Source organism: Saccharibacillus sacchari, from assembly GCF_037722395.1.
GTDB lineage: Bacteria > Bacillota > Bacilli > Paenibacillales > Paenibacillaceae > Saccharibacillus > Saccharibacillus sacchari_A.
The window spans coordinates 138,367-160,835 of record NZ_JBBKAR010000046.1 but is presented as its reverse complement, the minus strand read 5'-3'; the positions used below and the strand labels follow the sequence as shown (position 1 = coordinate 160,835).

Genomic DNA, 22,469 nt, shown 5'->3' with positions numbered 1-22,469 from the left:
CAAAGGGTGCAGCCAAAAACCTTTTCGATAAGATGATGTAGAATAAAATGAATATAAAAGTTAATTTAATTTGAATATATCAAAGAAAATGCGATTAAAACTGAACCAATAGGCTTATTTAGTTAATATTTTTGTTATTTATTTTTAAAAATATGAAGGAGAACGAAACGTTATGGCGAAAAGGATAGATGCAACATTCCAATTTCAAAGGAGGAACCGACTATCATGAAGCAAGGCAAGTTCATTCGCAGCTCTTCGCTGTTATTGTCTCTTGTATTACTCGCTCCGCTGGCGTCCGGCTGTGGAAGCGAAGTCAGTGCGGCGGCATCCGACACACCACCGACCTTCTCGAACGTCTCTGTCCATGATCCCTCGATTGTCAAAGACGGCGATACGTATTATGTATTCGGCTCGCATATCGCGGCCGCAAAATCCACGGACCTCATGAACTGGACTTCTTTTGCAAACGGTTACACGACGCCTGGCAATACGTTGTACAGCGATCTATCGAAAAATCTGGCCGGCTCGTTCGAATGGGCGGGCGAAAACGACTCCGACAGCAAAGGCGGATTCTCCGTCTGGGCACCGGATGTGTTCTGGAACAAAGACTATGTGAACAAAAACGGCTCCAAAGGCGCGTATATGATCTATTACAGCGCTTCTTCCACGTATATCCGTTCGGCGATCGGGTACGCGGTGTCGCAAAATATCGAAGGTCCGTACGAATACGGCGGCACGGTCGTCTACTCCGGCTTTACGGAAAACGAAGCGTACGACGCCAACAGCACGGTCAACAAAAAATGGACGAACACGGGTATCGACGAACTGATCGGCGCAGGCAAGCTGAGCGGCGAAAATGAAAACTGGTTCAACGCGGACGGTTCGTACAACAACCAACAGTACCCGAACGCGATCGACGCGGCGTTGTCCTATGATACGAAAGGCAAGCTGTGGATGACGTACGGCTCGTGGTCGGGCGGCATTTTCCTGCTGGAGATCGACAAAAAGACCGGCGAACCGATCTTCCCGGGCAAAGACGGCACTACGAAAGACGGGCGTATGATCGACCGTTACTTCGGCACCAAAATCGCGGGCGGCTACGGCAAGTCCGGCGAAGGCCCGTACATCGAATACAACAAAAGCACGAAATATTATTACCTGTACGAAACGTACGGCGGACTCGGCGCGAGCGGCGGCTACAATATGCGCGTCTACCGTTCGAAAAATATCGACGGCCCGTACACCGATTCGCTCGGTCAAAACGCGGTGCTGCCTGCCGGAACGGAAAACACCGAATACGGCAACAAGCTGATCGGCAACTTCCTGTTCGAGCGCGAAGCGGGCGATCCGGGCACGGGCATCGGCTACGGCTATCTGTCGGCGGGCCATAACTCGGTCTACACGGATAGCAAGACGGGGCAGATGCTGCTGGTGTTCCATACGCGTTTCCCGCAGCAAGGCGAGACGCATGAGCTGCGCATCCATCAGATGTTTATGAACAAAGACGGCTGGCCGGTGGTGGCGCCTTACCGCTACGCAGGCGAGAAGCTGTCCACGGTGAAAAAGGATGATATCGCGGGCGATTACGCCTACGTGAATCATGGCAAAGCCTATTCCGGCGATATCGAAGAAACGCAGTTTATCCGTCTGAACGCGAACGGCACGGTCAGCGGCGTTTTGGAAGGAAAATGGCGCAAAAACGCAAGCAATCAGGCGAAAATCACGATCGGCAAAAACGAGTTCGACGGCGTATTCCTGCGTCAGTGGGACCCGGTTTCGCAGTCGAACGTTATGACCTTTACCGCGGTGTCCGGCTCCGGCGAAACGGCTTGGGGCACGCGTCTGGCCGATCTGAGCGACGAGCAGGTCGTCGCGAATGTCGTATCGGGCTTAACTTTGGGCGATACGAGCAAAGTGACGGCCGACCTGACGCTGCCCGCGACGGGAAGCCGCCATGCGCAGATCACATGGAGCAGTTCGAACGAGAACGTCGTGTCGGCTGAAGGCAAAGTGACCCGGCCGGAAGAAGGACAGCCTGCCGCGACGGCTACGCTGACCGCGAAGATCGTCAAAGGCAGCGCGCAAAAGACGGTAACCTTCGAAGTGACGGTGCTGCCTTACGCGAGCGCGAGCCTGACGGCGCATTACGCGTTCGAAAATGACCTGACCGACGGCGAAGGCGCGTTCGCGGCGGGCGGCGCCATCGGCGACCGCATCGGCAAAGAAGGCGGGAGCCTGAGTTACGCGGCGGGCAAAAACGGTCAAGCGTTGGTGTTCGACGGCGTTTCCGGCGTGAAGCTGCCGGACAACCTGATCCAAAGCGCTTCGTATTCGGTGTCGCTCTGGGTGAAACCGGAGCAGTTGAACACGTACACGACGACGTTCTTCGGAGCGAAAGACGACGCGCATTGGCTCAGCCTGATCCCGAAAGGCCCGGTCGAAGACCAGACGATGCTTTGGTCCGGCAACGCGAACTGGTACGATGGCGTGACGGGCGTCAAAATTCCGGCCGGCCAATGGTCGCATCTGGCGTTCTCCGTCGACGAAGGGACGCTGACCGTTTATGTGAACGGCGAGCGCAAATTCTCGGGAACCGGCTTCCCGGACCTGTTCGCCGCAGGCGCAACCGGCACGTTCGCGCTGGGCGTGAACTGGTGGGACGCGCCGTTCAAAGGGCAGCTCGACGAGCTGCGCGTGTACGAAGGGGCGCTGACGCCGACGCAGGCGGCGGAGTTGGCGGAGTAGGACAAGGCGTCAAGCCATGCTCCGTAGAAGGGATAGGAGCGATGTGGAAATTGATTATAAGATTGGGGAGTCTAGGCCGTTTTGCCGGCTTTTTTAGCGGGAGAAGGGCTTTTTTTTGCGCTTTTTTTAAAAAATAAACCAATCTACCCAGGGGGTAGTGTTCACACAATCGTAACCGTTGTATGCTTGCAAAAAAGCAAGCTATTTGTTCAAAACGGAGGGACGAGCAGTGAAAGAAAAAAGAGTATGGAACGGCGCAATTCGCATACTGCTGGTACTGATTCTGATATCAGGGACTTTATTGGCGAATTTCGCGGCGCCGCGAAACGCGGAGGCTTCGTCTTCGGATGAACCTTATTTGGGTGAGATTCGATTGTTTCCTTATGGATTTGTTCCGAAAGGGTGGGCTTACAGCGACGGACGTATTCTTCAAGTTAACTCTAATTTAGCATTGTATGCTTTGATAGGGGAGAAGTACGGCGGTGGCGGAGGTCAAACATTTGCTTTACCGGATTTGCGCGGTGCTTCTCCGACCCCAGGTACCGCATACTGTATTGCTTTGACTGGTCTATGGCCTAGTGAAGGCTCTTCAAATTCCGATATAGCAGCAGGTGCGTTCACGGGAGAAGTAAAATTATTTCCTTATGGAAGAAAAGACTTGATTCCCGCAGGCTGGCGATTGGCCGATGGACAAGCGTTGAGCCAAACGGAATATCCGGCTTTGTATGCTACGATCGGTAATCGGTACGGAGCGACGGAATCGCATTTTCAGTTACCTGATTTACCTGCTCCCATATTAAACAAGGAATTTTCGAATAGCGAAAAACTTCGCTACATGGTAGCGGTAAAGGGAGAAGACGACCCTGATCAAATCTGGGACTATTTCGGAGCATTAACCTCGTCGCTGTCTGCTTCCCCTCCAAATAAAAATATGCGTATTGCAGAAGGGAAAACGCTGTACAATACATCCCAATATCAAGCTCTTGCCAGTCTGTTATGGAACCGGTTCGGCGGTGATGGCATGACTACTTTTTCTTTGCCGGATTTGAGTTACAGTAAAAATAATATGTATTATTATGTTAATTTTATAGGCGTTTATCCTCAGCGTGACGGAGATGCTCCTTACGAAACGTACGCGGTAAACGACAACTACGAAATGTCTGCGAATCGAACGCTGTCTATCGAATTTTCAGAAGGCCTTCTTGCCAACGACCGCTATGCCAATTCGGTTTACGTAATAAGTCCGCAGCACGGTAGATTCATATTTTGGCAAGGTAATGGTTCGTTTACGTACGTTCCGGACAAAGGTTTTATCGGTCAAGACTCTTTCAAGTATCATGCGATCGGACAAAGAGGCGTGACTTCTACGGCTACCGTCACGATTCAAGTCAAACCGGCACCGCCGGAAATTACGGGTGTGACGCAAGGCGCGATGTACAACAAAGACGTCAAGCCTGCTTTTACGGATGGTACAGCGTTGTTGAACGGGCAGCCTTTTCAAAACGAAAGTACAGTGTCAGGCGAAGGCTTCTATACATTGACCGTGACTAACGCTCAAGGCACCGCGACCGTTTCGTTCACGATCGACAAAACGCCTCCCGTCATTACAGGGGTTACGAACGGCGAAACGTACGGTAACGTTCCTTCGATCACGTTCAACGAAGGGACGGCGAAGTTGAACAAGGAAGCGTTCAGCAGCGGCAGTCCGGTATCGGCGGAAGGCCAGTATGAACTGGTCGTGACCGACCAAGCGGGTAACGTCTCCAAAGTATCTTTCACGGTCAATACGACTATGAACGTATCGTTCGATACCGACGGCGGAACGTCGATCGTACCGCAGAAGATCGGGTACGGCGGGAAATTAACCAAACCTGTTCAGCCGACTAGGGAAGGCTATACTTTTTTGAATTGGTACGAAGATGCCGAGCGCGCGACCGTGTTCGACTTCGATACGAAAACGATCATCCGCGATACGGTTTTGTATGCGGCGTGGACGATCAATCGCTACGACGTTTCTTTCGAAACGAACGGAGCGGGAACGATTCCTGCGCAGGACGTGACTTACGAATCCAAAGCGTTGAAGCCTGACGATCCGCAAAAAACGGGTTACTCGTTCGGCGGCTGGTACGCGAATTCCGAGTTGACTCAGCCTTTCGATTTCGCTGCGACGCCGATTCGCGCCGATACGAAACTGTACGCCAAATGGACGATCAACCGCTACGCGGTAACGTTCGAGAGCCAAGGCGGGACGCCGATCGACGCGCAGAATATCGATTACGGGCAACACGCGGACGAGCCGACAAGCAAGCCGACGCGAACCGGATATGCGTTCGGCGGCTGGTACGCCGACTCCGCCGGAACCCAACTGTTCGATTTTGCGGGAACGCCGATCGAAGCCGCCACGACGTTATACGCGAAATGGACGATCAATACGTACCGGGTGACGTTCGATAGCCGCGAAGGCACGAAGATCGCTGACCGGAATATCGAACACGGGCAAAAAATCGCCGTACCGGAGCCACAGCCGACGCGGGTCGGCTATGCGTTCGGAGGCTGGTACGAAGACGAAACGTTGCAGCAGCCTTTCGATTTTTCGGGAACGGAAATTACGGGCGACAAGACGCTGTACGCCAAATGGACGATCAACACGTATACGGTGGCGTTCACTACGGGCGAAGGCAGTAGTGCGGTTAATTCTCAGTATCCGAAGCACGGCGACAAGCTGCAAAAGCCTGACGATCCTCTGCGGACCGGGTATACCTTCGCGAAATGGCATATGAACGTCGCTTTGACGCAGCCGTTCGATTTTGAGCAGATGAGAGTGACGGACAATCTGATCCTGCATGCGGAATGGACGATCAATTCGTATCCGGTGACGTTCGACAGCGGCGGCGGAACGCCGGTCGATACGCAAAACATCGATTACCGGAAAACGGCGTCGGAACCGAAAAACAAACCGACGCGAACCGGGTATACATTCGACCGTTGGTATGCGGATGCCGACTTGACAGAGCCGTTCGACTTTGCGAAAACGCCGATTCAAAACGCTACGACGTTATACGCCAAATGGACGATCAACCGTTATGCCGTGACGTTCGATACCGGAAACGGGACGTCGGTTCCGGCACAAACGGTGGACTACGGCGGGAAGGCGGCCGAACCGGCAGAGACTCCGACCCGAACCGGCCATACGTTTGAAGGATGGTACGCCGATGCTTCGTTCCATGGCCGATTCGACTTTGACGCGCCGATCGAACAAGCGACGACGGTGTACGCGAAATGGAGCGCGAATACGTACACGGTCACGTTTATGGGCGATGAGGCGCATCCGTGGAGTACCCAACCGGTCATATACGGCGAACAAGCGCTGAAGCCGCTTGATCCGACCCGGCCGAACTACGCGTTCGCAGGCTGGTATAGCGACGAGAGATTGACGTCGTTATTCGATTTTATCCAAACGGCGATTACCGAAGATTTGACTCTGTACGCCAAATGGGCGGATAACCGCGCGCCGCAGGTCGAACTGAGCAGCACGGCGGGAAATCCGACGAATCGTTCGTTCGAAGTGATCGCAGCGTTCGACGAGGATGTTACCGGATTCGACGATCGCAAAGTCGAGGTGACAGGCGGCGTTGCGGGAGCGGCGCGGACGGTAAGCGAGAACGTATACGCATTCGACGTGACGCCGATCGAGCAAGGTCCGGTGACGGTCACACTGCAAAAAGGAACCGTTGTAGACGCGGCGGGCAACGAAAGCACGGCTTCGCAACCGTTAAGCCGGATCTACGACGTCACCGCGCCGACGCTGACGTTGAACGGCGCGGCGCGCATGGCGGTCGCGCTGGATTCGACCTTCGTTGATCCCGGCGCGACCGCGCAAGACGGGCAAGGCGGCGATTTGACGGGAGCGATCGCGGTGACGGGCGACGTGTATACCGATGCGCCCAACACATACGAGCTGACGTACCGGGTCAGCGATCCGGCGGAAAATGTCTCGACCGTCACGCGCTCCGTGTACGTGATCGCTCCGCCGACCGTCCTGCTGAATGGCGATGCGGCGATCACGATCGAAGAAGGTACGGCGTTCGCCGATCCGGGCGCTACGGCGTCGGATACGTTCCACGGCGACCTGAGCGATCTGATCGTCACGGAAGGCGGCGTGGATTCCGGTACGCCGGGCGTGTACAAGCTCAAATACACCGTCACGAATTCGATCGGGCAAAGCGCGCAAGCGGAACGCCAGGTCACCGTAACGAAAAAAGCGGAACCGCCGATCGTCGAGCCTCCGGTGACGCAACCTCCGGTCTCGAATCCGCCGACGGAAACTCCGGTCGCGCAGACACCTACGGTCGTCTCGCCGACCGTACCGACGCCTTCCGTTACGGCTTCTTCGACCAACGGTAGCCTGACGCTCGCGGCGGGACAAGCCGGAGCCGTCAGCCTGGGTAACGAGGTTCGGCTGCGAATTCCGGCAGGCGCGACGAATCAACCGATGCAGATTCGCATGAACGCGTTGACCGCGGCCAATAACGGCCTGACCGCCGACGCCAAGTCGCTGAGCACGGTGTATCAGCTTACCAAGACCATGCCGGGCAACTTCCTGCGTCCGGTCAGTCTGACGCTCTCGTTCGATTCGTCGAAACTGGCAGACGGCGAACAAGCCGTCGTCTTTTACCAAAACGAAGACGGCAGCCCGTGGGTACGGATGGAAGGCGGCATGATCGAACAGGGCCTTACCGTCCTAGGCGCAACCGATTCGGCGAGCGCCGTCATCACCGTGGACACGGATCACTTCACGCGCTTCGCGGTGCTGGCGGTTCGGGAAGCGGAGTCTTCTCCGGCGATCGACTTCGCCGATCTACACGGGCATTGGGCCGAAGCGGCGGTAAATGTCGCCGTTGCCAAAGGCTTCGTGCACGGCTACGGTGACGGAACGTTCCGTCCTGCGGCGCCGGTCACGCGCGCGGAATTCGCCGCGATGCTGGCGGGCGCGCTCAAGCTGCCTGCGGCGTCCGGCTCGCCGGACTTCGCGGACGCCGCGAAGATCGGCGTCTGGGCCAAGCCTGCCGTCGCGAGCGCGGCGGAGGCAGGCCTGATTCACGGCTACGGTGACGGAACGTTCCGTCCGAATGCCGTCGTGACCCGGGCCGAGATGGCGGTGATGCTCGCCGCGGCGCTCGGTTTGCCCGCCTTCGGCGGGGAAGCGGCGTTCTCCGACGCCGCTTCGATCCCGGCCTGGGCGCTCGGCGCGGCCGAAGCGCTGCGCGCAAGCGGCCGGATGCAAGGCAAATCCGGCAACCGCTTCGATGCGGGCGGCCAAGCCAGCCGCGCCGAAACGGTGCAACTGCTGGTGAACGCGGTCGGCACGGATTGACGCAAGCGGAAAAAGCGGGAGCGATCGAAGCTCCCGCTTTTTCTTTTTGTAAACATCAAAAAAATGCTTGCCATCTTCGCGCAAGCATGATATATTATTTCTTGTGCTCGCGAGATAATCGCGAACATCAAGATATGCGGTCGTGGCGGAATTGGCAGACGCGCACGGTTCAGGTCCGTGTGGGCTTACCCCCGTGGAGGTTCGAGTCCTCTCGACCGCATCTTATATTGCCATTAAGGCCCGAGTTTCTGACTTTGATCAGAGGCTCGGGTCTTTTTTCGCATACCGAAACGTTGAAGCGACCCAAAAAAATTTAGCGATCGGAAGAAAGTTGTCACGTTTGGGAGGAGCAAATGGTCTTTAGAGGTAAAGGCATCTTTTGCCTGGGAAGGAGAAAAAGCCATGCCGACTAACGCAGCCTCGCAGTCGATGCGGGAACAAGAGACGGACAAAGCCCGAAATACGCAACGGGACAAGACCGGTTCGAACCGGGCGGAACGCTCCGATTCCATGCTGCCTGCGGAAGAGTGGTACATCCGATACCGCAAGTATGCGTTCGCGATCGCGTACCGCATGTTGGGATCGGCGGAAAGCGCGGAAGACGCGGTGCAGGATTGCTTCGCGGAACTGCATCGGCGCAAGCCGCAGCATGTCGAACATATCAAAAGCTATATCGCCCGCATGATCACGAACGCTTGCCTCAATATGCTGAACTCGGCCCGCTACCGGAAAGAAACGTATCTCGGCGAATGGCTGCCGGAGCCGATCGGCGGCGAAGACGGCGATCCCGAAGCGGTTGCGGAGCGGCGGGATATGTTAAGCTATGCTTATTTGGTGCTGCTGGACCGGCTTTCGCCCGCTGAACGTGCCGTGTTCGTGCTGCGCGAAGCTTTCCAATACGATTACGCGGCCATCGCCGGAATGACGGACCGAACCGAAGCCGGATGCCGCCAAATTTACAGCCGGGTCAAGCGCTCGCTTCAGGCCGAACCCGCCGTAACTGCTGCTCCTTCGCGCCGAAGCGCGGATTTCCGTGAAGCTCGCGCCGGATTGCTGCATCGCTTCGCCGAAGCTTTCGCCGCGCATGATGTCGACGGCATGCTGCAATTGCTCGCCGAGCAGCCCGTTTTCACCGCCGACGGCGGAGGCCGGGAGCTGCGTACGATCGCGCGCCCGATGGTCGGCCGCAAAGGCGTGCTGGCGTTGCTTACGTCCCGCCGCGTTTTCGCGAGTCTGCGTCAGTGGGAATATGCTTTCGAACCGATCGGCGGCGAACCGCAACTCGTTTTCCGTCACCGGGATCGGGTCATGGCGACGTTATGTTTTTCGCTGGATGAATCCGCCGAAGGCGACCTTCGTATTCGCGATCTGTTCCTGATGCTGGCCGACGAAAAATTGAGCCGTATCTGACCGTAAGCCGCACAGTTGCCTATAAGCTTTGACAGATCGTTATAGCACCTAAAATTCCGAAAAGAACTTGCCCACAGAATTCGTGGCAGGTTCTTTTTTTATGCTTAGACTCTTGACAGTTAGAACTCTAACAATTATAGTAATCGCATAGTTAGAAATCTAATAGTTATACACTCAAACAAAGGAGCACTATGTATGTCTGACAACAAACAACAAGAAGCAGCGCCGAACGAAAATTTTCAAGAAGTCGACGAACGTCAACGCGTAGCCACCCCCTACTCCAATCTGTTTCGCGATATCGCGATCCGGATGCGTCCTTCGGCGGACAATCGGCTGACGGAACTGGGTCTAAGCCCTCAGCAAGGCCAGATGCTCGGTTACATTTACATGTTCCAGGAGCGCGGCATCATCCAAAACGACTTGGCCAAGCGCTTCAGCCGGACAAATGCGAGTATCACCAGCATGCTGCAAGGCCTGGAGAAAAAAGGTTACGTCAGACGTGTCGTACCCGAAGGCAACGAACGCAAAAAGATGGTCTATGTTACCGAACAAGCCGCGCCGCTGATCGCCGAGTTCGATAACGTCTTTCTTGAACTGGAGCATCGGGTAACAGCCGGCCTCACACCGGAAGAAGCCGACACTCTGCTCCATCTGCTGGAGAAAGTCCGCGATAACCTGTAAAAACAACGCGTGGAATCGGCCCGTTCAACCATTCGATGCAACTTCCGACAGGATGCCATGAATGATGGATCGGAGCGCCGAGCCCACCGTTTCTCGAATATACATGAATAATTGCGCAAGTAATCATTTTAGATTAACACCATCCAAATTCAAACGGAGGCATTCGCCATGAGCACGACAGAAACCACAGAAGCTACAAATGACAAAAAATCCAACCAATACTACCTGGAAAAATCGCCGATCGGCCGCGCCGTCGCGCATCTCTCGATCCCGATGATGCTCGGCATGTCCGTCGGCACGGTCTATAACGTCATCAACGCCTACTTTATCGGACTGCTGCACAATACGTCGATGCTGTCCGCGATCACGCTTGGGCTACCGATCTTCACCGTACTGATGGCGGCAGGCAATGTGTTCGGCGTCGGCGCAGGCACCTTTATCACTCGGCTTGTCGGAGGCGGAACACCCGAAAAAGGGAAAAAGATCGCCGGTTACGCCTTTTACGGAAGCCTGATCGCCGGACTGCTGATCGCGTTGATTTCTTTCCTGTTTATCGTTCCTTTGGTTAACGGACTCGGCGCGGACGCGTCTACCCACGACTACACCAAGATCTACGCCATGACGCTGATCGGCGGCGGCTTCGTGATCGTCATGAACTTCACGCTGGAACAGCTTGTCCGTTCGGAAGGCGCCTCCAGACAGTCGATGTACGGCATTTTTATCAGCACGGGGCTGAGCCTGATTCTTGATCCGCTGCTTATTCTCGGACTGGATATGCACGTCATGGGGGCTGCTCTCGCCATGATTCTGGCTAATGCGGGTTCGGCGCTTTACTACGTTTACTTTTTACAGAAGAAAAGCGATCACTTGCGAGGCTTCATGAGCCACTTCCGCCTGTCGATCCGCGATCAGTTGGAAGTCTACAAGATCGGCGTGTCCGAGCTGTTCCAGTCCGCGTTCATGATCGTAACGACGCTGCTGTTCAACCATTATATGATCGAATACGGTTCGCAGGTGCTGGCCGGGGCGGGCATTGGACTTCGTATCGTGCAGATTCCGGAATTCCTCGCGATGGGACTGTTTATCGGCATGATTCCGTTCTTTGCTTTTAACTACGCCGGTTCGAACATCGCTCGTTTCAAAGCCGGATTCAAAGCCGCGGCAGGCATCATCGGCGGCGTGGCGGCTGTGTTTGTCGGGCTGGTCTATCTGCTGCGGGAACCTGTGTTGCGATTGTTCTCCGCTGATCCCGCCGTGCTTGAAGTCGGATCGTACATTCTCGGCGCGATGCTGATTTCTGCGCTGTTCAACGGCTTTACCGGACTGTTCCTCACGTTGTTCCAGGCTTCCGGTCAAGGCACGCCGACGATGATCATGTCGATCACGCAGGGCGTGCTGTATATTCCGACGATCATCATCCTGCACGCGTCGTTCGGTCTGCACGGCGTGATCTGGTCGATGACCGTGACGGAGCTGATTACCTGCCTGCTCGGACTGATTCTCTTCATCCCGTTCAGCCGCAAACTCAATGCCCGCCAAGTGGAGCCGGAAGTTCTTCCGGCTTAACGGGTTCGTACGCCGTCTGATTTGCTGCGGCTAAAAGCAACCTCGGCATCGCCTTGTCTTTTCCAATGAATCGTGATATATTGGCGGACGTGGCGGAACTGACAGAACTGACATAGGGTCGAAAATGGCTGTAACAAGCCTATTCGGTACTTGAGTCGCACCCGCAAAGATTGAACGGAACGATTACGATAGTCAGCCACGCTCTCCGGTCTAACCAACCGCGCAGGGCGTTTTTTGTTTTGCGTCGAGAGATTCAAAGTCGGATATTTAGCATTTTCATATTTAAAATTCAGGGAAAAAGAAGGGTTGGAGATGGCAGAAAGCGGCATACGAACGAAGTGGGGAAGCAGGTTGCTTGAGAAGTATTTATCGGGCAGATCGATTGATTACCGGCAGATTATCGCGCTATTTATTCCTCTGTTGGTCGATCAGATCTTTATCGTGGGGTTGAACCTGATCAATACGGCCATGATTAGCTCGGCAGGGGTGGACGCGGTCAGCGCGGTCAATATGGTGGACTCGCTCAACGTGTTCCTGCTCAGCATTTTCGTGGCGGTCGCAACAGGCGGTACGGTCGTCGTGGCGCAGTACAAAGGCAGCGGCAATTCGATTATGGTATCCAAAGCGACGGCAGGCTCGGCTTCGGCCGTATCGCTGCTCGCGGCGGTGATCGGGATTACCATGATCGTGTCCCACAACCCGTTGCTGAACGTGCTGTTCGGATCGGCGGAACCTGCGGTGATGGAGCTGGCGCGCACGTACATCATCGGCAGCGGGTTGTCTTACTTAGGACTCGCGTTCGTCGAAGCGGTCTGCGGCGCGCTGCGCGGCATCGGCCGTTCCCGGGCTTCGCTCGCGCTGTCGCTCGTCATGAACCTTCCGTATGTCGGGCTTAACCTGCTGTTTATCAACGTGCTCGATATGGGCGTGTTCGGCATGACGTTGTCGGTCAATATTTCGCGTTATTTTGCGGCGGCGTGCGCGGTGTATTACCTGATCAAGATCGATGCCGAGCTGCGGATACGCATCGGGGACTTTTTCACGGTCGGCTTCGATATGCTCAAACGGATCTTCACCATCGGCATGCCGTTCGCGGCGGAACAGATGTTTTTCAACGGCGGCAAAATTCTGACCCAGATCTTTATCGTCAGCATGGGCACGTACGCGATCGCGACGAATGCGATCAGCGGCGCGTTGGCGGGCGTGATGCAGATTCCGGCCAATGCGCTGTCGCTTACGCTGATCACCGTCGTCGGCCAATGTATGGGACGCCGGGACGTGAAAGACGCGAAAAAATTGACCAAATCGTTCGTGATTCTGGGCTCTTTTTTCTACGTGATCATGGGGCTGCTTATTCTGCCGTTATTCCATCCGCTGATCGGAATGTTCAATCCTCCGGCGGAGATCGTGGACGACATCTTCCTGATCGTGCTGATCAATACGATCGCGCAGATCCCGCTCTGGTCGATCAGCTTCATGATTCCGTCGGCGCTGCGTGCGGCAGGGGATGCCAAGTTCACGTCGCTGATCTCCATGCTGTCGATGTGGCTGTTCCGCGTCGTGCTCGGTTATCTCCTCGGCATCGTGCTGAACATGGGCATCCTCGGCGTCTGGCTGGCGATGAACGCCGAATGGGCGGTTCGCGGCGGCATCTTCATCTGGCGGTTCGCGGGAAGGAAATGGTATCGGCATAAATTGATTTAAGAAAACGGATCGCATCAACGAATCACATGATCGGATACGGAAAAACAGCCATGCGGAGAGATCGCGACGATCTTTCGGCATGGCTTTTTGGTACGGTCGGATATAATGAATCAGACAACGATTTCGGACGCATGGCTTTCTGAGGCCATGCCGCGTTCGAATCGTCCCATTATTCTCTGCGAAAAGAGGAACCGCCATGACGCGCAAAATAACGCCGCCGCAAATCCGGCCGGAACGGCTGGAACCGGAAACGGATCTCTATATCGAATCGAGGAGCGAAATCACGGATTGCTTGATTGAACAGACCGAGCTTGCCGGATTGGACGCCGATCGCGTTTCGTTCGACCGCACCCTGTTCCGACAAGTTACGATCGCCGAATCGACGCTGCGCGAAGCGGAATTTACGGATACGGTGTTCGAGCGCTGCGACTTTTCCAACGTGAATTTCGCGGACGCGTTTCTCAACCGGGTCACGTTCAAAGACTGCAAGCTGATCGGAACCGACTTCGGCGGCGGACGGATTCAACAGGCGCGGTTTACGGATTGCGTCGCGGACTACGCGAATTTCAGATTGGCGAAGTTCAAGTCCGTCCTGTTCGAGGATTGCTCGCTGACCGGGACGGATTATTACGCCGCGACCGTGCAGCAGTTCGGATTCCAAGACTGCAAGCTCGATCGCGCGAACCTCTCGGAAGTGAAGCTGAACGGCGTCGATCTAAGCACATGCGAATTCGATACGCTGATCGTGAACCCGGAAGATCTGCAAGGGTGCAAAATCGCGCCGAATCAGGCGTCTGTTTTCGTTGGCCTGCTGGGGTTGGTTATCAAGTGAGCGGCCAATCTTGCGAAAAAGCAAGAATTTAAGCCCGGACAGTCCTCGCCCAAATAAAAACCGCACCGCCTTCACCGATCTGTACAAAGGTGAATAGCGGTGCGGTTTTTTCATTAGAACAAGTCGTAATAGTAAGCTCCGTACACCGCGGCAGCTACCAGTACGATGCACATCAAGGTGAATAGCGTGATTTTCCATGGGCTGCGCGGAACCGTACCGGAGACGAGACCCGTTTGGGCATTGACCATGTATTGATAAGGTTTGCTTCGATACGAGTAGGCTGCGCTCCAAACAGGAAGCAGCAGATGCTTGTAGGTCAGACCGAAGTAGCGAGAATTGATGTTGAGTTGACTGATTTCGTCGCCGCCGATTTGCCGTTTAACCGAAGAATCGATCCAGGAATCAATTCGGCTTCGTGCCCGGCGCCAGCCTGCATTGCGACCGATGGTATAACGCTCGGCGACGTAGCCACTCAAGTATTCCGGCTGATACTCGCGAAGCTGACTCAAATTAAAGTTGCTCAGTTCCTTAAGCAGACTCTCGTCGTAGCGGTTCGATGCCGGAATCAATACGTCATTGTACCACTGGGCATAGCTTCCGCTGACTGAGGTCCATACCGTATAGCGAACCTGAACGGTATAGGTTTCCGTTTTGCCGTCGACGGTGCGTGTACGCGTCTCCGTTCGGTAATGGTAATCGCCGCGCTGCGCCGTATATGAAGAAGCGGTATCGGCATCGAATGTCCAGTAGGGAATGTACACCCCGCGCAGAGCCGAATCGACATGGCCGTTTTTAAAAGCATTCGGCACAAACCAGCGTTTCTTTTTCCAGTCGCGGAACGAAGTGAGGGCCTGCTCCATGGATAGTTTGAACGGAATGATGGTCTCGGGTCGAATGCTGCCGGCGTTTTGCCGATTGATGACTTTAGCTGATGCGCAGAACGGACAGATCCCGGCGGTTACGGCTTCCGGAACGATAAATTCACCGCTGCAACTGTCGCAGTGCAGGGTGAATTGCCGTAGTCCCCAGTCCGTGTTGCCGACCAGATGGTCGTCAGGTTCGGATGGATCAAAAGCATGCTCTATCGGCACATGTCCAGCATTCGCAATATCTTCTTCGCGACCGCAGTACAAGCATTTCAGCGTTTGAGTGGCCGAATCGAATCGCATGGAAGCTCCACAACCTTGACAAGGAAACGATTCGGCAGATCCGGAGGTATCCGGTGTACGGGGAAGAGGCATGTTCATCGTCGCCTATACTCTCGTGCCGCATTCGGAGCAGAATTTGACTGCTTCGGCTAGCTTGGCACCACATTCCGAGCAGAACTTTTTGACACCGGGAGTCGGAGCATTGGTCTGATCCTGAGCGTTCGGATTAGAAGTGGAAGCTCCTGCTGGATCTGACGAATCTGAGATTTCCGTTCTGGGGTTGGCACCGTTCTGCGCTCCCGATGTTTGAGGATTCATCATCTGCCCCATCATCTGAGCCATTGCCATTCCCGCGCCGAGACCGGCTCCCGTGCCTGCTGCGCCGCCGCTTGGATTATTTGCCGCTTCGCGAATCGCTTCGGCGGTCTGATACTTCATATATTGGTCGAGATCGCCCGCGATGCCCATCGAGGAACGGCGGTCGATCGCCTGTTCGACTTCGGGCGGTAGCGACAGATTTTCAATGCGCAGCATCGACAGCGACAATCCCATGGCATTGAAATGCGTCTGAATTCTCGCCGAAGCTTCGTTGCTCAACTCTTCAAGAGAAGAAGCCAGATCGACGACAGGAATCTTCGACTCGCCGATCAGATCGCTGACGCCGGTCACGATGATCGACTTCAGGAAATCCGCGATCCGCTGCGGGTTGAAGTCGGAATTCGTGCCGAACAGCTCGCGCAGGAAGGCGGCCGGATCATTGACGCGGATCGCATAACTGCCGAATCCGCGCATGCGTACCGGGCCGAACTCCGGATCGCGCATGATGAACGGATTGGTGGTTCCCCAGCGCAGATTCGTAAAATTAGCCGTGCTGACGAAAAACACATCCGCTTTGAACGGAGAATGGAAGCCGTGCGGCCAGGATTTGAGCGCGGTCAACAGCGGCATGTTTTGCGTAGAAAGCGTATAGGTGCCCGGTCCATATATGTCGGCCAGCTTGCCCTCATTGACGAAGACCGCAGCCTGCGACTCTCGTACGACCAGTTTAGCCCCCATTTTGATCGCGTTATCGTAGGCCGGAAACCGGTACACCATTGACCCTTGGCTGCCCATTCCTTCCATCCACTCGATGACTTCAATAAATTGCCCCTTTAGAAAAGAAAAAAAGCCCATTCCATGTCTCCCCCTGCTTCTCGGATTATTCACGTAAGCTTTATAAAGCAAGCCTACTAATCACCTTCATTATAGCGTAATTTCCTGTTTCATCATGTAAAAAAATAACGAATAAAGTCCATGCAGGAATGAGTTTGCGACATCTGGAAGGCTCAATATTTTGCAACAACGTATGTGATTCTTTTATCTGGATTATGCTTGGCTTCGGTTGAGCACGGCAGGAAGTCAGCAGCGACACGGCACTCTCGCTTTTTTATAGTAGAATATAGAAAAAGAAAAGCTTGGCTGGAGGGAGAAATCTTTATGTACCATTTCATTTTCGATATCGACGACACGGTCTACGACCAGATCATTCCGTTTAAAAAAGCGTTCGACCGAAACTTCGCGCAGTATGCCGGATTGTCGCTGGACGAGCTGTATCGGCATAACCGCCATTTCAGCGATGAAGTCTTCGAGCAGACCGTGCGCGGCGAGATGACGCTGGAGGATATGCACGCTTACCGGATCACGGAAGCTTTTCGCGCGATGGGCATTGATATTTCAAGAGAAGAAGCACTGCAATTCCAGCAAGATTACGCGGCGGCGCAAGGAGAGCTTGAGCCAACGCCGGATATGCGGGCAGCACTGGATTATTGTCGGGATCAGGGACTGAAGTTCGGCGTCATCACCAACGGTCCGGCGAAGCATCAGCGTAAAAAAGTGCAGCAGCTCGGCATCTACGACTGGATCAAGTACGAGAACGTCGTCGTATCCGGCGAACTGGCGTTTATGAAGCCGGATGTGCGGATTTTCCGTCACACGGAGCAACTGCTGGGGATCGAAGCGGAGCAAACGTATTATATCGGCGACTCCTACGCGAACGATATCGTCGGCGCGCACGGCGCAGGGTGGAAGTCGATCTGGATCAACCGCCGCGGCGCGCAGATTCCGGAAAATGGCGTTCAACCGAATGTGACGCTTAATAGTGAAGATTCGATTACGGCGGTTATTCGGGAGTTGTGCGAAAGTCGCGAACGATCGGAGCGAACGTGAAAAATGCCTACTCGAACCGTTGTACGAAAAAATGTTGAGGTTTTGAACACTTTTTGCGCATAAATCGGCCTTGTTTGAGAAAATGTGAGCATAAAGTCAACATTTTTATCAAAAATAAGCCGAAATCCGCGGTAAGCTCGAAAAATATGCACGAAAAGTCAACATTCTGCTTCAAGTCGCTAAAAATCCGGAAAAATGTGAGCGTCACGTCAACATTTTCCGGATTTTTTATGCGATCTGGCATATTGGTTTCGTTATGCTTGCCGAAAAGCCGTTCATCCTCGGCGATAGGCGGCTTTTCGGCGTGGCGTTTATTGGAATGTTCAACCTGCTTGATCTATTCGAAGTGCTCGCTCCGCGCCCGCTCGGCTACTTGCCGGCTTCCGCGTTGCCTGCAACCGCTTGAGTCGCTTTGCGTCCGCTTTTCCGCCCTGTCGTGACAGGAGCGGCGGTCGCCGGAGCCTCCGCTTCGACTTTGCCCGCGAGATCGCTTTGCGTTTCCGCGTCGTCGTCGACGCTGCGAGCTGCCCGCTTCTCCGCGATCTCCCGCTCTTGCTCCTGATTCTCCAGCACCGAAGTCAACAGCGCCAAAGCCAATCCTTGACCCCAGCCCTGCGCCCATTTGCGGTCGATGCCGAGGTAGCCTTCAATATCGTTCATGACCGCGGTACCGCCGGAGACGTTCAGCACGCGCCCTTTGTCGGTGATGTTCGCGACCACGCCTTCCAGCGCTTTTTGCACGTATTTGCCATGCAGCGGGTTGCCCTGGGTGATCATGGCGGCGGCGATCCCGGCGGTGGCGGACACCTCGCCGTAGGCGCCCGGATGATCGAGGATCGTGCCCCAGAGGCCGTCGTCTTGTTGCAGCTTTTTGATCGCCGCCAGTTGGTCGCGCAGCGAGCTCCAGATGTGCATCATCGGCGGATAGAGATAAGCTTCGGGCAAGCCTTTGGCCGCTCTGGACATCGTGTACGCGCCCCAGGCATTCGCCCGCGCCCAATGCAGACCGGACATATGATCTTGCTTGATGTTGTTGTAGCCGTGGTACCACAGACCGTTTTCTTCATCCTGCAAGTAGTTGATATGCCACAGATACTGATGCAGCGCGTCGTCGATCAGGTCTTTGCGCTCCAGCATCACGCCTGCGCGCAGCAGGAAATAAGCGGCCATGAACAGCGTATCCGCCCAGGCCTGCTCGGGGAAATCGTTTTTCGCCGACACCGTATGCTGAAGCACCCGATCGCCGAAGCGAAGCGCGTCTTTTTCCAAATACTCGATTTTGCTCAGGATCAGGTCCAGGTATTTCTGTTCCTTCGTCTCGGCGTACAGCGTCAGCAGCATATGGCCCATCGCGCAGGCATTGACCGTCCAGACCGGAGGCAAGCCTGCTTCGGTATATTCGTCCACCCACGCGATCATGCGCTCCAGATAACGTCGGTTGCCCGTCGCTTCGTACGCCCGGCTTACCCCGTAATACGCGACGCCGCACGGCCAGTCCCAGGTGAGATCCATATCGAGGGTGTAGTCGGCCACGCGTTCGATCAGGACGTTCAAATCCAACTTTTCCGTGTTTAATTTCATTCGCTTTTCGCTCCGTTTTCGTCAAATTTGAGTGAGGATTCGTCAGTGATGTAAGCGTTCTTATATGCGAATATCGTAGCACAATGAACTGTACATATTTTGCGGTTTTATCTGAAATCTTCTCGGATCTTGCGCTCTTGGCGAAGTTGATTATAATGGAAGAAAAGTGCACACCGGAGGAAGGAACGCGTCTATGGATGAGCTGTATTACGACAACGGCAACGAGACTTTTTTGGTGCATTACCGCAACGGGCCGAGCTACCGGATGACGACCAGCCATTTTCATACGACGTACGAGTTTTTTTATATGATGGACGGACAACGGACGTTTTTTATCAAAGACCGTACGCTCGTGATCGAAGCCGGGGATATCGTGGTCGTCGCGCCGAATGTGCTGCACCGGACCACGAGCGCGGAGACGCCGGATTACGAGCGCTTGGTCGTCAACGTGCACGAGAGATACCTGACCGCCGACGGAGCCGCACGGGCCGAGGTGCTGCGTCCGTTGTTCGAGCGGGATTATCTTCTTTTGAAAAAAGGGACGTATGTGTCTGCCGCGATCGACGCTTTGGCGGAACAGATGGTGCGCGAGGTGCAGGAGGAGCGGCCGGGGTACGAAGAGTATGCGCGGGCGCTGACCGTTCAACTGCTCATCTCCTGCTGTCGCCAGCTTCCGGTGGGCGGTGACGAGCAGCCTGCGGCTTTGAGCCCCATGCACGAGCGGATCTTCGAAGTGGTGCGGTATATCAACGAGCATTATATGGAGGAATTGACGTTGGAACGGCTGGCGGAACGGCTGTACGTGAGTCCGTATACCATCAGCCGTTCTTTTAAAGAAGCGACGGGGTTTACGTTCGTGGAATACGTGAACAGCGTGCGGGTAAAAGAAGCGATTGCGCTGCTGCTCGGGACGTCGCTCAAGGTGAATGTGATTGCGCGAAAAGTAGGGTTTGGCAGCGTGACGCATTTTGGGCGGGTGTTCAAGGAAGTGACGGGGCGCGCGCCGCTTTTTTACCGGAAAAGAGGGTAGGTCGCTCGAAACGATAAGCTGGACATCCGGCAGACAGTCGTTTATAATAATCAACTGTAATCGTATAACTTCCAAGGGGAGTCGGAATTGGCCGACCGAGAGTGTGTCCCGCAAGACGCAGACCCTTTGACCTGATCTGGATCATGCCAGCGTAGGGATGGAGAGTAGCGGCTATGCTTTTAGGGCATACGTCCGATTCTTTCCGTTTGTATGCGTCCAGATGACTGGGCGTTTTTTTATTGCTCGAAAAAGGCGTGCGGGATTTCCAATTACATAAGTTCCAAGGGGAGTCGGAATTGGCCGACCGAGAGTGTGTCCCGCAAGACGCAGACCCTTCGACCTGATCTGGATCATGCCAGCGTAGGGATGGAGGGGGAAGCGGTAAGACTTCGGTTAAGGCCTATTCTTTTTCTATCTGCATGCGTCCGGACATCCGGGCGCTTTTTCTTTTGCCCGTGTATTCGTATGACGGTGATTGTTATTGAAAAAGGAGAGAACGAGATGAAAAACAGCAAGCGTGCAGGATTATCTTGGTTGATGATCTGTGTTCTGGCACTCGGAGGATGCAGCGAAAAGATTTCGGAGCAGGGCGTGGAAAACCAAAGATTAAGAACGATTAAAGTGGTTTTGGATTGGACGCCGAACACGAATCATACTGGCCTTTATGTTGCGGCAAATCAAGGGTTTTACGAAGCGGAAGGTCTTCAGGTGGAAATTATTCAGCCTGGAATGGCGGGTGCGGATATGATCGTAGCCGCGAACGAAGCGCCTTTCGGTGTGTATTTTCAAGAAGGAGTGACTCAAGCCAGAACGCAGAACGTGCCGCTTGTTTCGATTGCTGCGGTTATTCAACACAATACGTCGGGATTTGCGGCCCCTGTCGATCGCCATATCCAATCTCCCGAAGACTTCGAAGGTCGGTCCTACGGATCTTGGGGATCGGAAACGGAAGCGGCCGTGATGCAATCTATTATGGAAGAGGCCGGAGCGGATGTATCGAAGGTGAGTCAAGTCAATATCGGAGATTCCGATTTCTTTGCTGCAATGAAGCGAGGGGTAGACTTTTCGTGGATTTTCTATGGATGGATCGGAATCGAAGCTGAATTGCGCAATGAGCCGATCGACATGATGTACGTGAAGGATTATGCCGAAGAATTGGATTATTATACGCCGGTGATCATCACCAACGAGACTACGATTCAAGACGACCCGGAACTCGTGCGTTCATTCATGAAAGCGACGACCGAAGGCTATCTATATACGATCGAACATCCAGAAGAAGCGGCGAATATCTTATTGCAGGCAGAACCGGAACTGGATCAGGATTTGGTCGTCGCCAGTCAAAAATGGTTGAGTTCCCGATATCAGGACGATGCTCCGCGCTGGGGTGAACAAAAAGAAGAAGTCTGGCAAAATTACGCGGATTGGATGTACAACAAACATTTGCTGGATCGAAAACTCGACGTTTCCAAAGCGTATACCAATATCTTTTTGCCCAAATAAATAAAAAAGCGACAAGGAGGAACCTTTGTGTCATTCATGCAAAAAACGATACAGCGCGCGATGCCGTTCTGGGAGGCTTGCGTCGAAACGCCTTTTATTCAAGAGATGAAGTCCGGGCGTCTTCCTATGGACAAGTTCAAACATTATATTATTCAAGACAGTATTTTTCTCAAGCATTATGCTCGTGTCTGCGGAAAGGCAATGTACCATGCTTCTTCTTTTCGCGATATTCAATTTTTATATTCGATTCTCCGGTTTGTCGAAGAAAACGAGAGTTCGATTCGAGTGATCTATTTAAAAAAGTTGGGGTTAAACGATGAAGAGATTAACGTGTTGCAGCCTGCGCACGCCAATCGAAATTCGATTCGTTTTCTGCTGAATATGGCGGAACAAGGAGACACGGATCGAATCTTGATGGCTCTTCTGCCTTGCTTGTTAAGTTATAGCCATATTTTTCGAACGATCGCGGCCGCAAAAGAAATCGAACAGTCCGACTACAAAGACTTCATCATCGATTATGCGGACGAGGGTTATGCGCAAGACTGTTTGTCTTGGATTGCTTTTGTCGACGAACGATTCAGCGATTGGCCTGAAGACAAACAAAACGAATTAGCCACCATTTTTGAAGAGGCCAGTTCGCTAGAAGTGGACTTTTGGCACATGGCCTATCAAGGATAAGTACAGTGAGCG

General features: G+C 54.2%; 14 protein-coding genes, 1 tRNA gene and 2 riboswitches. Of the genes, 12 read left to right on the top strand and 3 right to left on the bottom strand.

Going from position 1 to position 22,469, the window contains the following annotated elements:
* Positions 1-225 precede the first annotated feature (225 nt).
* From WKI47_RS18660 to WKI47_RS18625, 8 genes are all read left to right on the top strand, one after another.
* Positions 226-2,745: a LamG-like jellyroll fold domain-containing protein gene (locus WKI47_RS18660; protein ID WP_340228682.1), complete on the top strand. Its 2,520-nt coding sequence runs from the start codon at positions 226-228 to the stop codon at positions 2,743-2,745.
* A 229-nt stretch (positions 2,746-2,974) separates the two neighbouring features.
* Entirely contained in the window at positions 2,975-8,119 is a 5,145-nt protein-coding gene (locus WKI47_RS18655; protein ID WP_340228681.1) for an InlB B-repeat-containing protein, read from the top strand.
* Between the two features lie 136 nt (positions 8,120-8,255).
* Positions 8,256-8,339, top strand: a tRNA-Leu gene (locus tag WKI47_RS18650).
* A gap of 182 nt (positions 8,340-8,521) precedes the next feature.
* Entirely contained in the window at positions 8,522-9,529 is a 1,008-nt protein-coding gene (locus WKI47_RS18645) for a sigma-70 family RNA polymerase sigma factor (RefSeq protein WP_340228680.1), read from the top strand.
* 195 nt (positions 9,530-9,724) lie between these two features.
* Complete coding sequence (locus WKI47_RS18640; RefSeq protein ID WP_340228679.1) at positions 9,725-10,210, top strand: MarR family winged helix-turn-helix transcriptional regulator; 486 nt, start codon at positions 9,725-9,727, stop codon at positions 10,208-10,210.
* A gap of 168 nt (positions 10,211-10,378) precedes the next feature.
* On the top strand, positions 10,379-11,776 hold the full coding sequence (locus tag WKI47_RS18635) for an MATE family efflux transporter (RefSeq protein WP_340228677.1): 1,398 nt from the start codon (positions 10,379-10,381) through the stop codon (positions 11,774-11,776).
* Between the two features lie 312 nt (positions 11,777-12,088).
* Positions 12,089-13,480: an MATE family efflux transporter gene (locus WKI47_RS18630; RefSeq protein WP_340228676.1), complete on the top strand. Its 1,392-nt coding sequence runs from the start codon at positions 12,089-12,091 to the stop codon at positions 13,478-13,480.
* Between the two features lie 196 nt (positions 13,481-13,676).
* Positions 13,677-14,312: a pentapeptide repeat-containing protein gene (locus WKI47_RS18625; protein WP_340228675.1), complete on the top strand. Its 636-nt coding sequence runs from the start codon at positions 13,677-13,679 to the stop codon at positions 14,310-14,312.
* 113 nt (positions 14,313-14,425) lie between these two features.
* On the opposite strand, the gene WKI47_RS18620 is transcribed toward WKI47_RS18625, so the two are convergent.
* Positions 14,426-15,481 (bottom strand): hypothetical protein, encoded by a 1,056-nt coding sequence (locus tag WKI47_RS18620; RefSeq protein WP_340228674.1) that lies wholly within the window; start codon positions 15,479-15,481, stop codon positions 14,426-14,428.
* Positions 15,482-15,565: 84 nt separating this feature from the next.
* Entirely contained in the window at positions 15,566-16,633 is a 1,068-nt protein-coding gene (locus WKI47_RS18615; RefSeq protein ID WP_340228673.1) for an SPFH domain-containing protein, read from the bottom strand.
* Positions 16,634-16,936: 303 nt separating this feature from the next.
* Between WKI47_RS18615 and WKI47_RS18610 the strand changes: the two genes are divergently transcribed.
* Positions 16,937-17,665, top strand: a complete 729-nt coding sequence (locus WKI47_RS18610; RefSeq protein WP_340228672.1) for an HAD family hydrolase — start codon at positions 16,937-16,939, stop codon at positions 17,663-17,665.
* A 369-nt stretch (positions 17,666-18,034) separates the two neighbouring features.
* Here WKI47_RS18610 and WKI47_RS18605 read toward each other — a convergent pair whose 3' ends face one another.
* Positions 18,035-19,246 (bottom strand): glycoside hydrolase family 88/105 protein, encoded by a 1,212-nt coding sequence (locus WKI47_RS18605; protein WP_425355483.1) that lies wholly within the window; start codon positions 19,244-19,246, stop codon positions 18,035-18,037.
* A gap of 193 nt (positions 19,247-19,439) precedes the next feature.
* On the opposite strand from WKI47_RS18605, the gene WKI47_RS18600 reads away from it, so the two are divergent.
* From WKI47_RS18600 to tenA, 3 genes are all read left to right on the top strand, one after another.
* Positions 19,440-20,276, top strand: a complete 837-nt coding sequence (locus tag WKI47_RS18600; protein ID WP_340228671.1) for an AraC family transcriptional regulator — start codon at positions 19,440-19,442, stop codon at positions 20,274-20,276.
* Positions 20,277-20,340: 64 nt separating this feature from the next.
* Positions 20,341-20,451: riboswitch (TPP riboswitch) on the top strand.
* Between the two features lie 98 nt (positions 20,452-20,549).
* Positions 20,550-20,660: riboswitch (TPP riboswitch) on the top strand.
* 117 nt (positions 20,661-20,777) lie between these two features.
* On the top strand, positions 20,778-21,779 hold the full coding sequence (locus tag WKI47_RS18595; protein WP_340228670.1) for an ABC transporter substrate-binding protein: 1,002 nt from the start codon (positions 20,778-20,780) through the stop codon (positions 21,777-21,779).
* A 36-nt stretch (positions 21,780-21,815) separates the two neighbouring features.
* Complete coding sequence (gene tenA, locus WKI47_RS18590) at positions 21,816-22,457, top strand: thiaminase II (RefSeq protein WP_340228715.1); 642 nt, start codon at positions 21,816-21,818, stop codon at positions 22,455-22,457.
* Positions 22,458-22,469 lie beyond the last annotated feature (12 nt).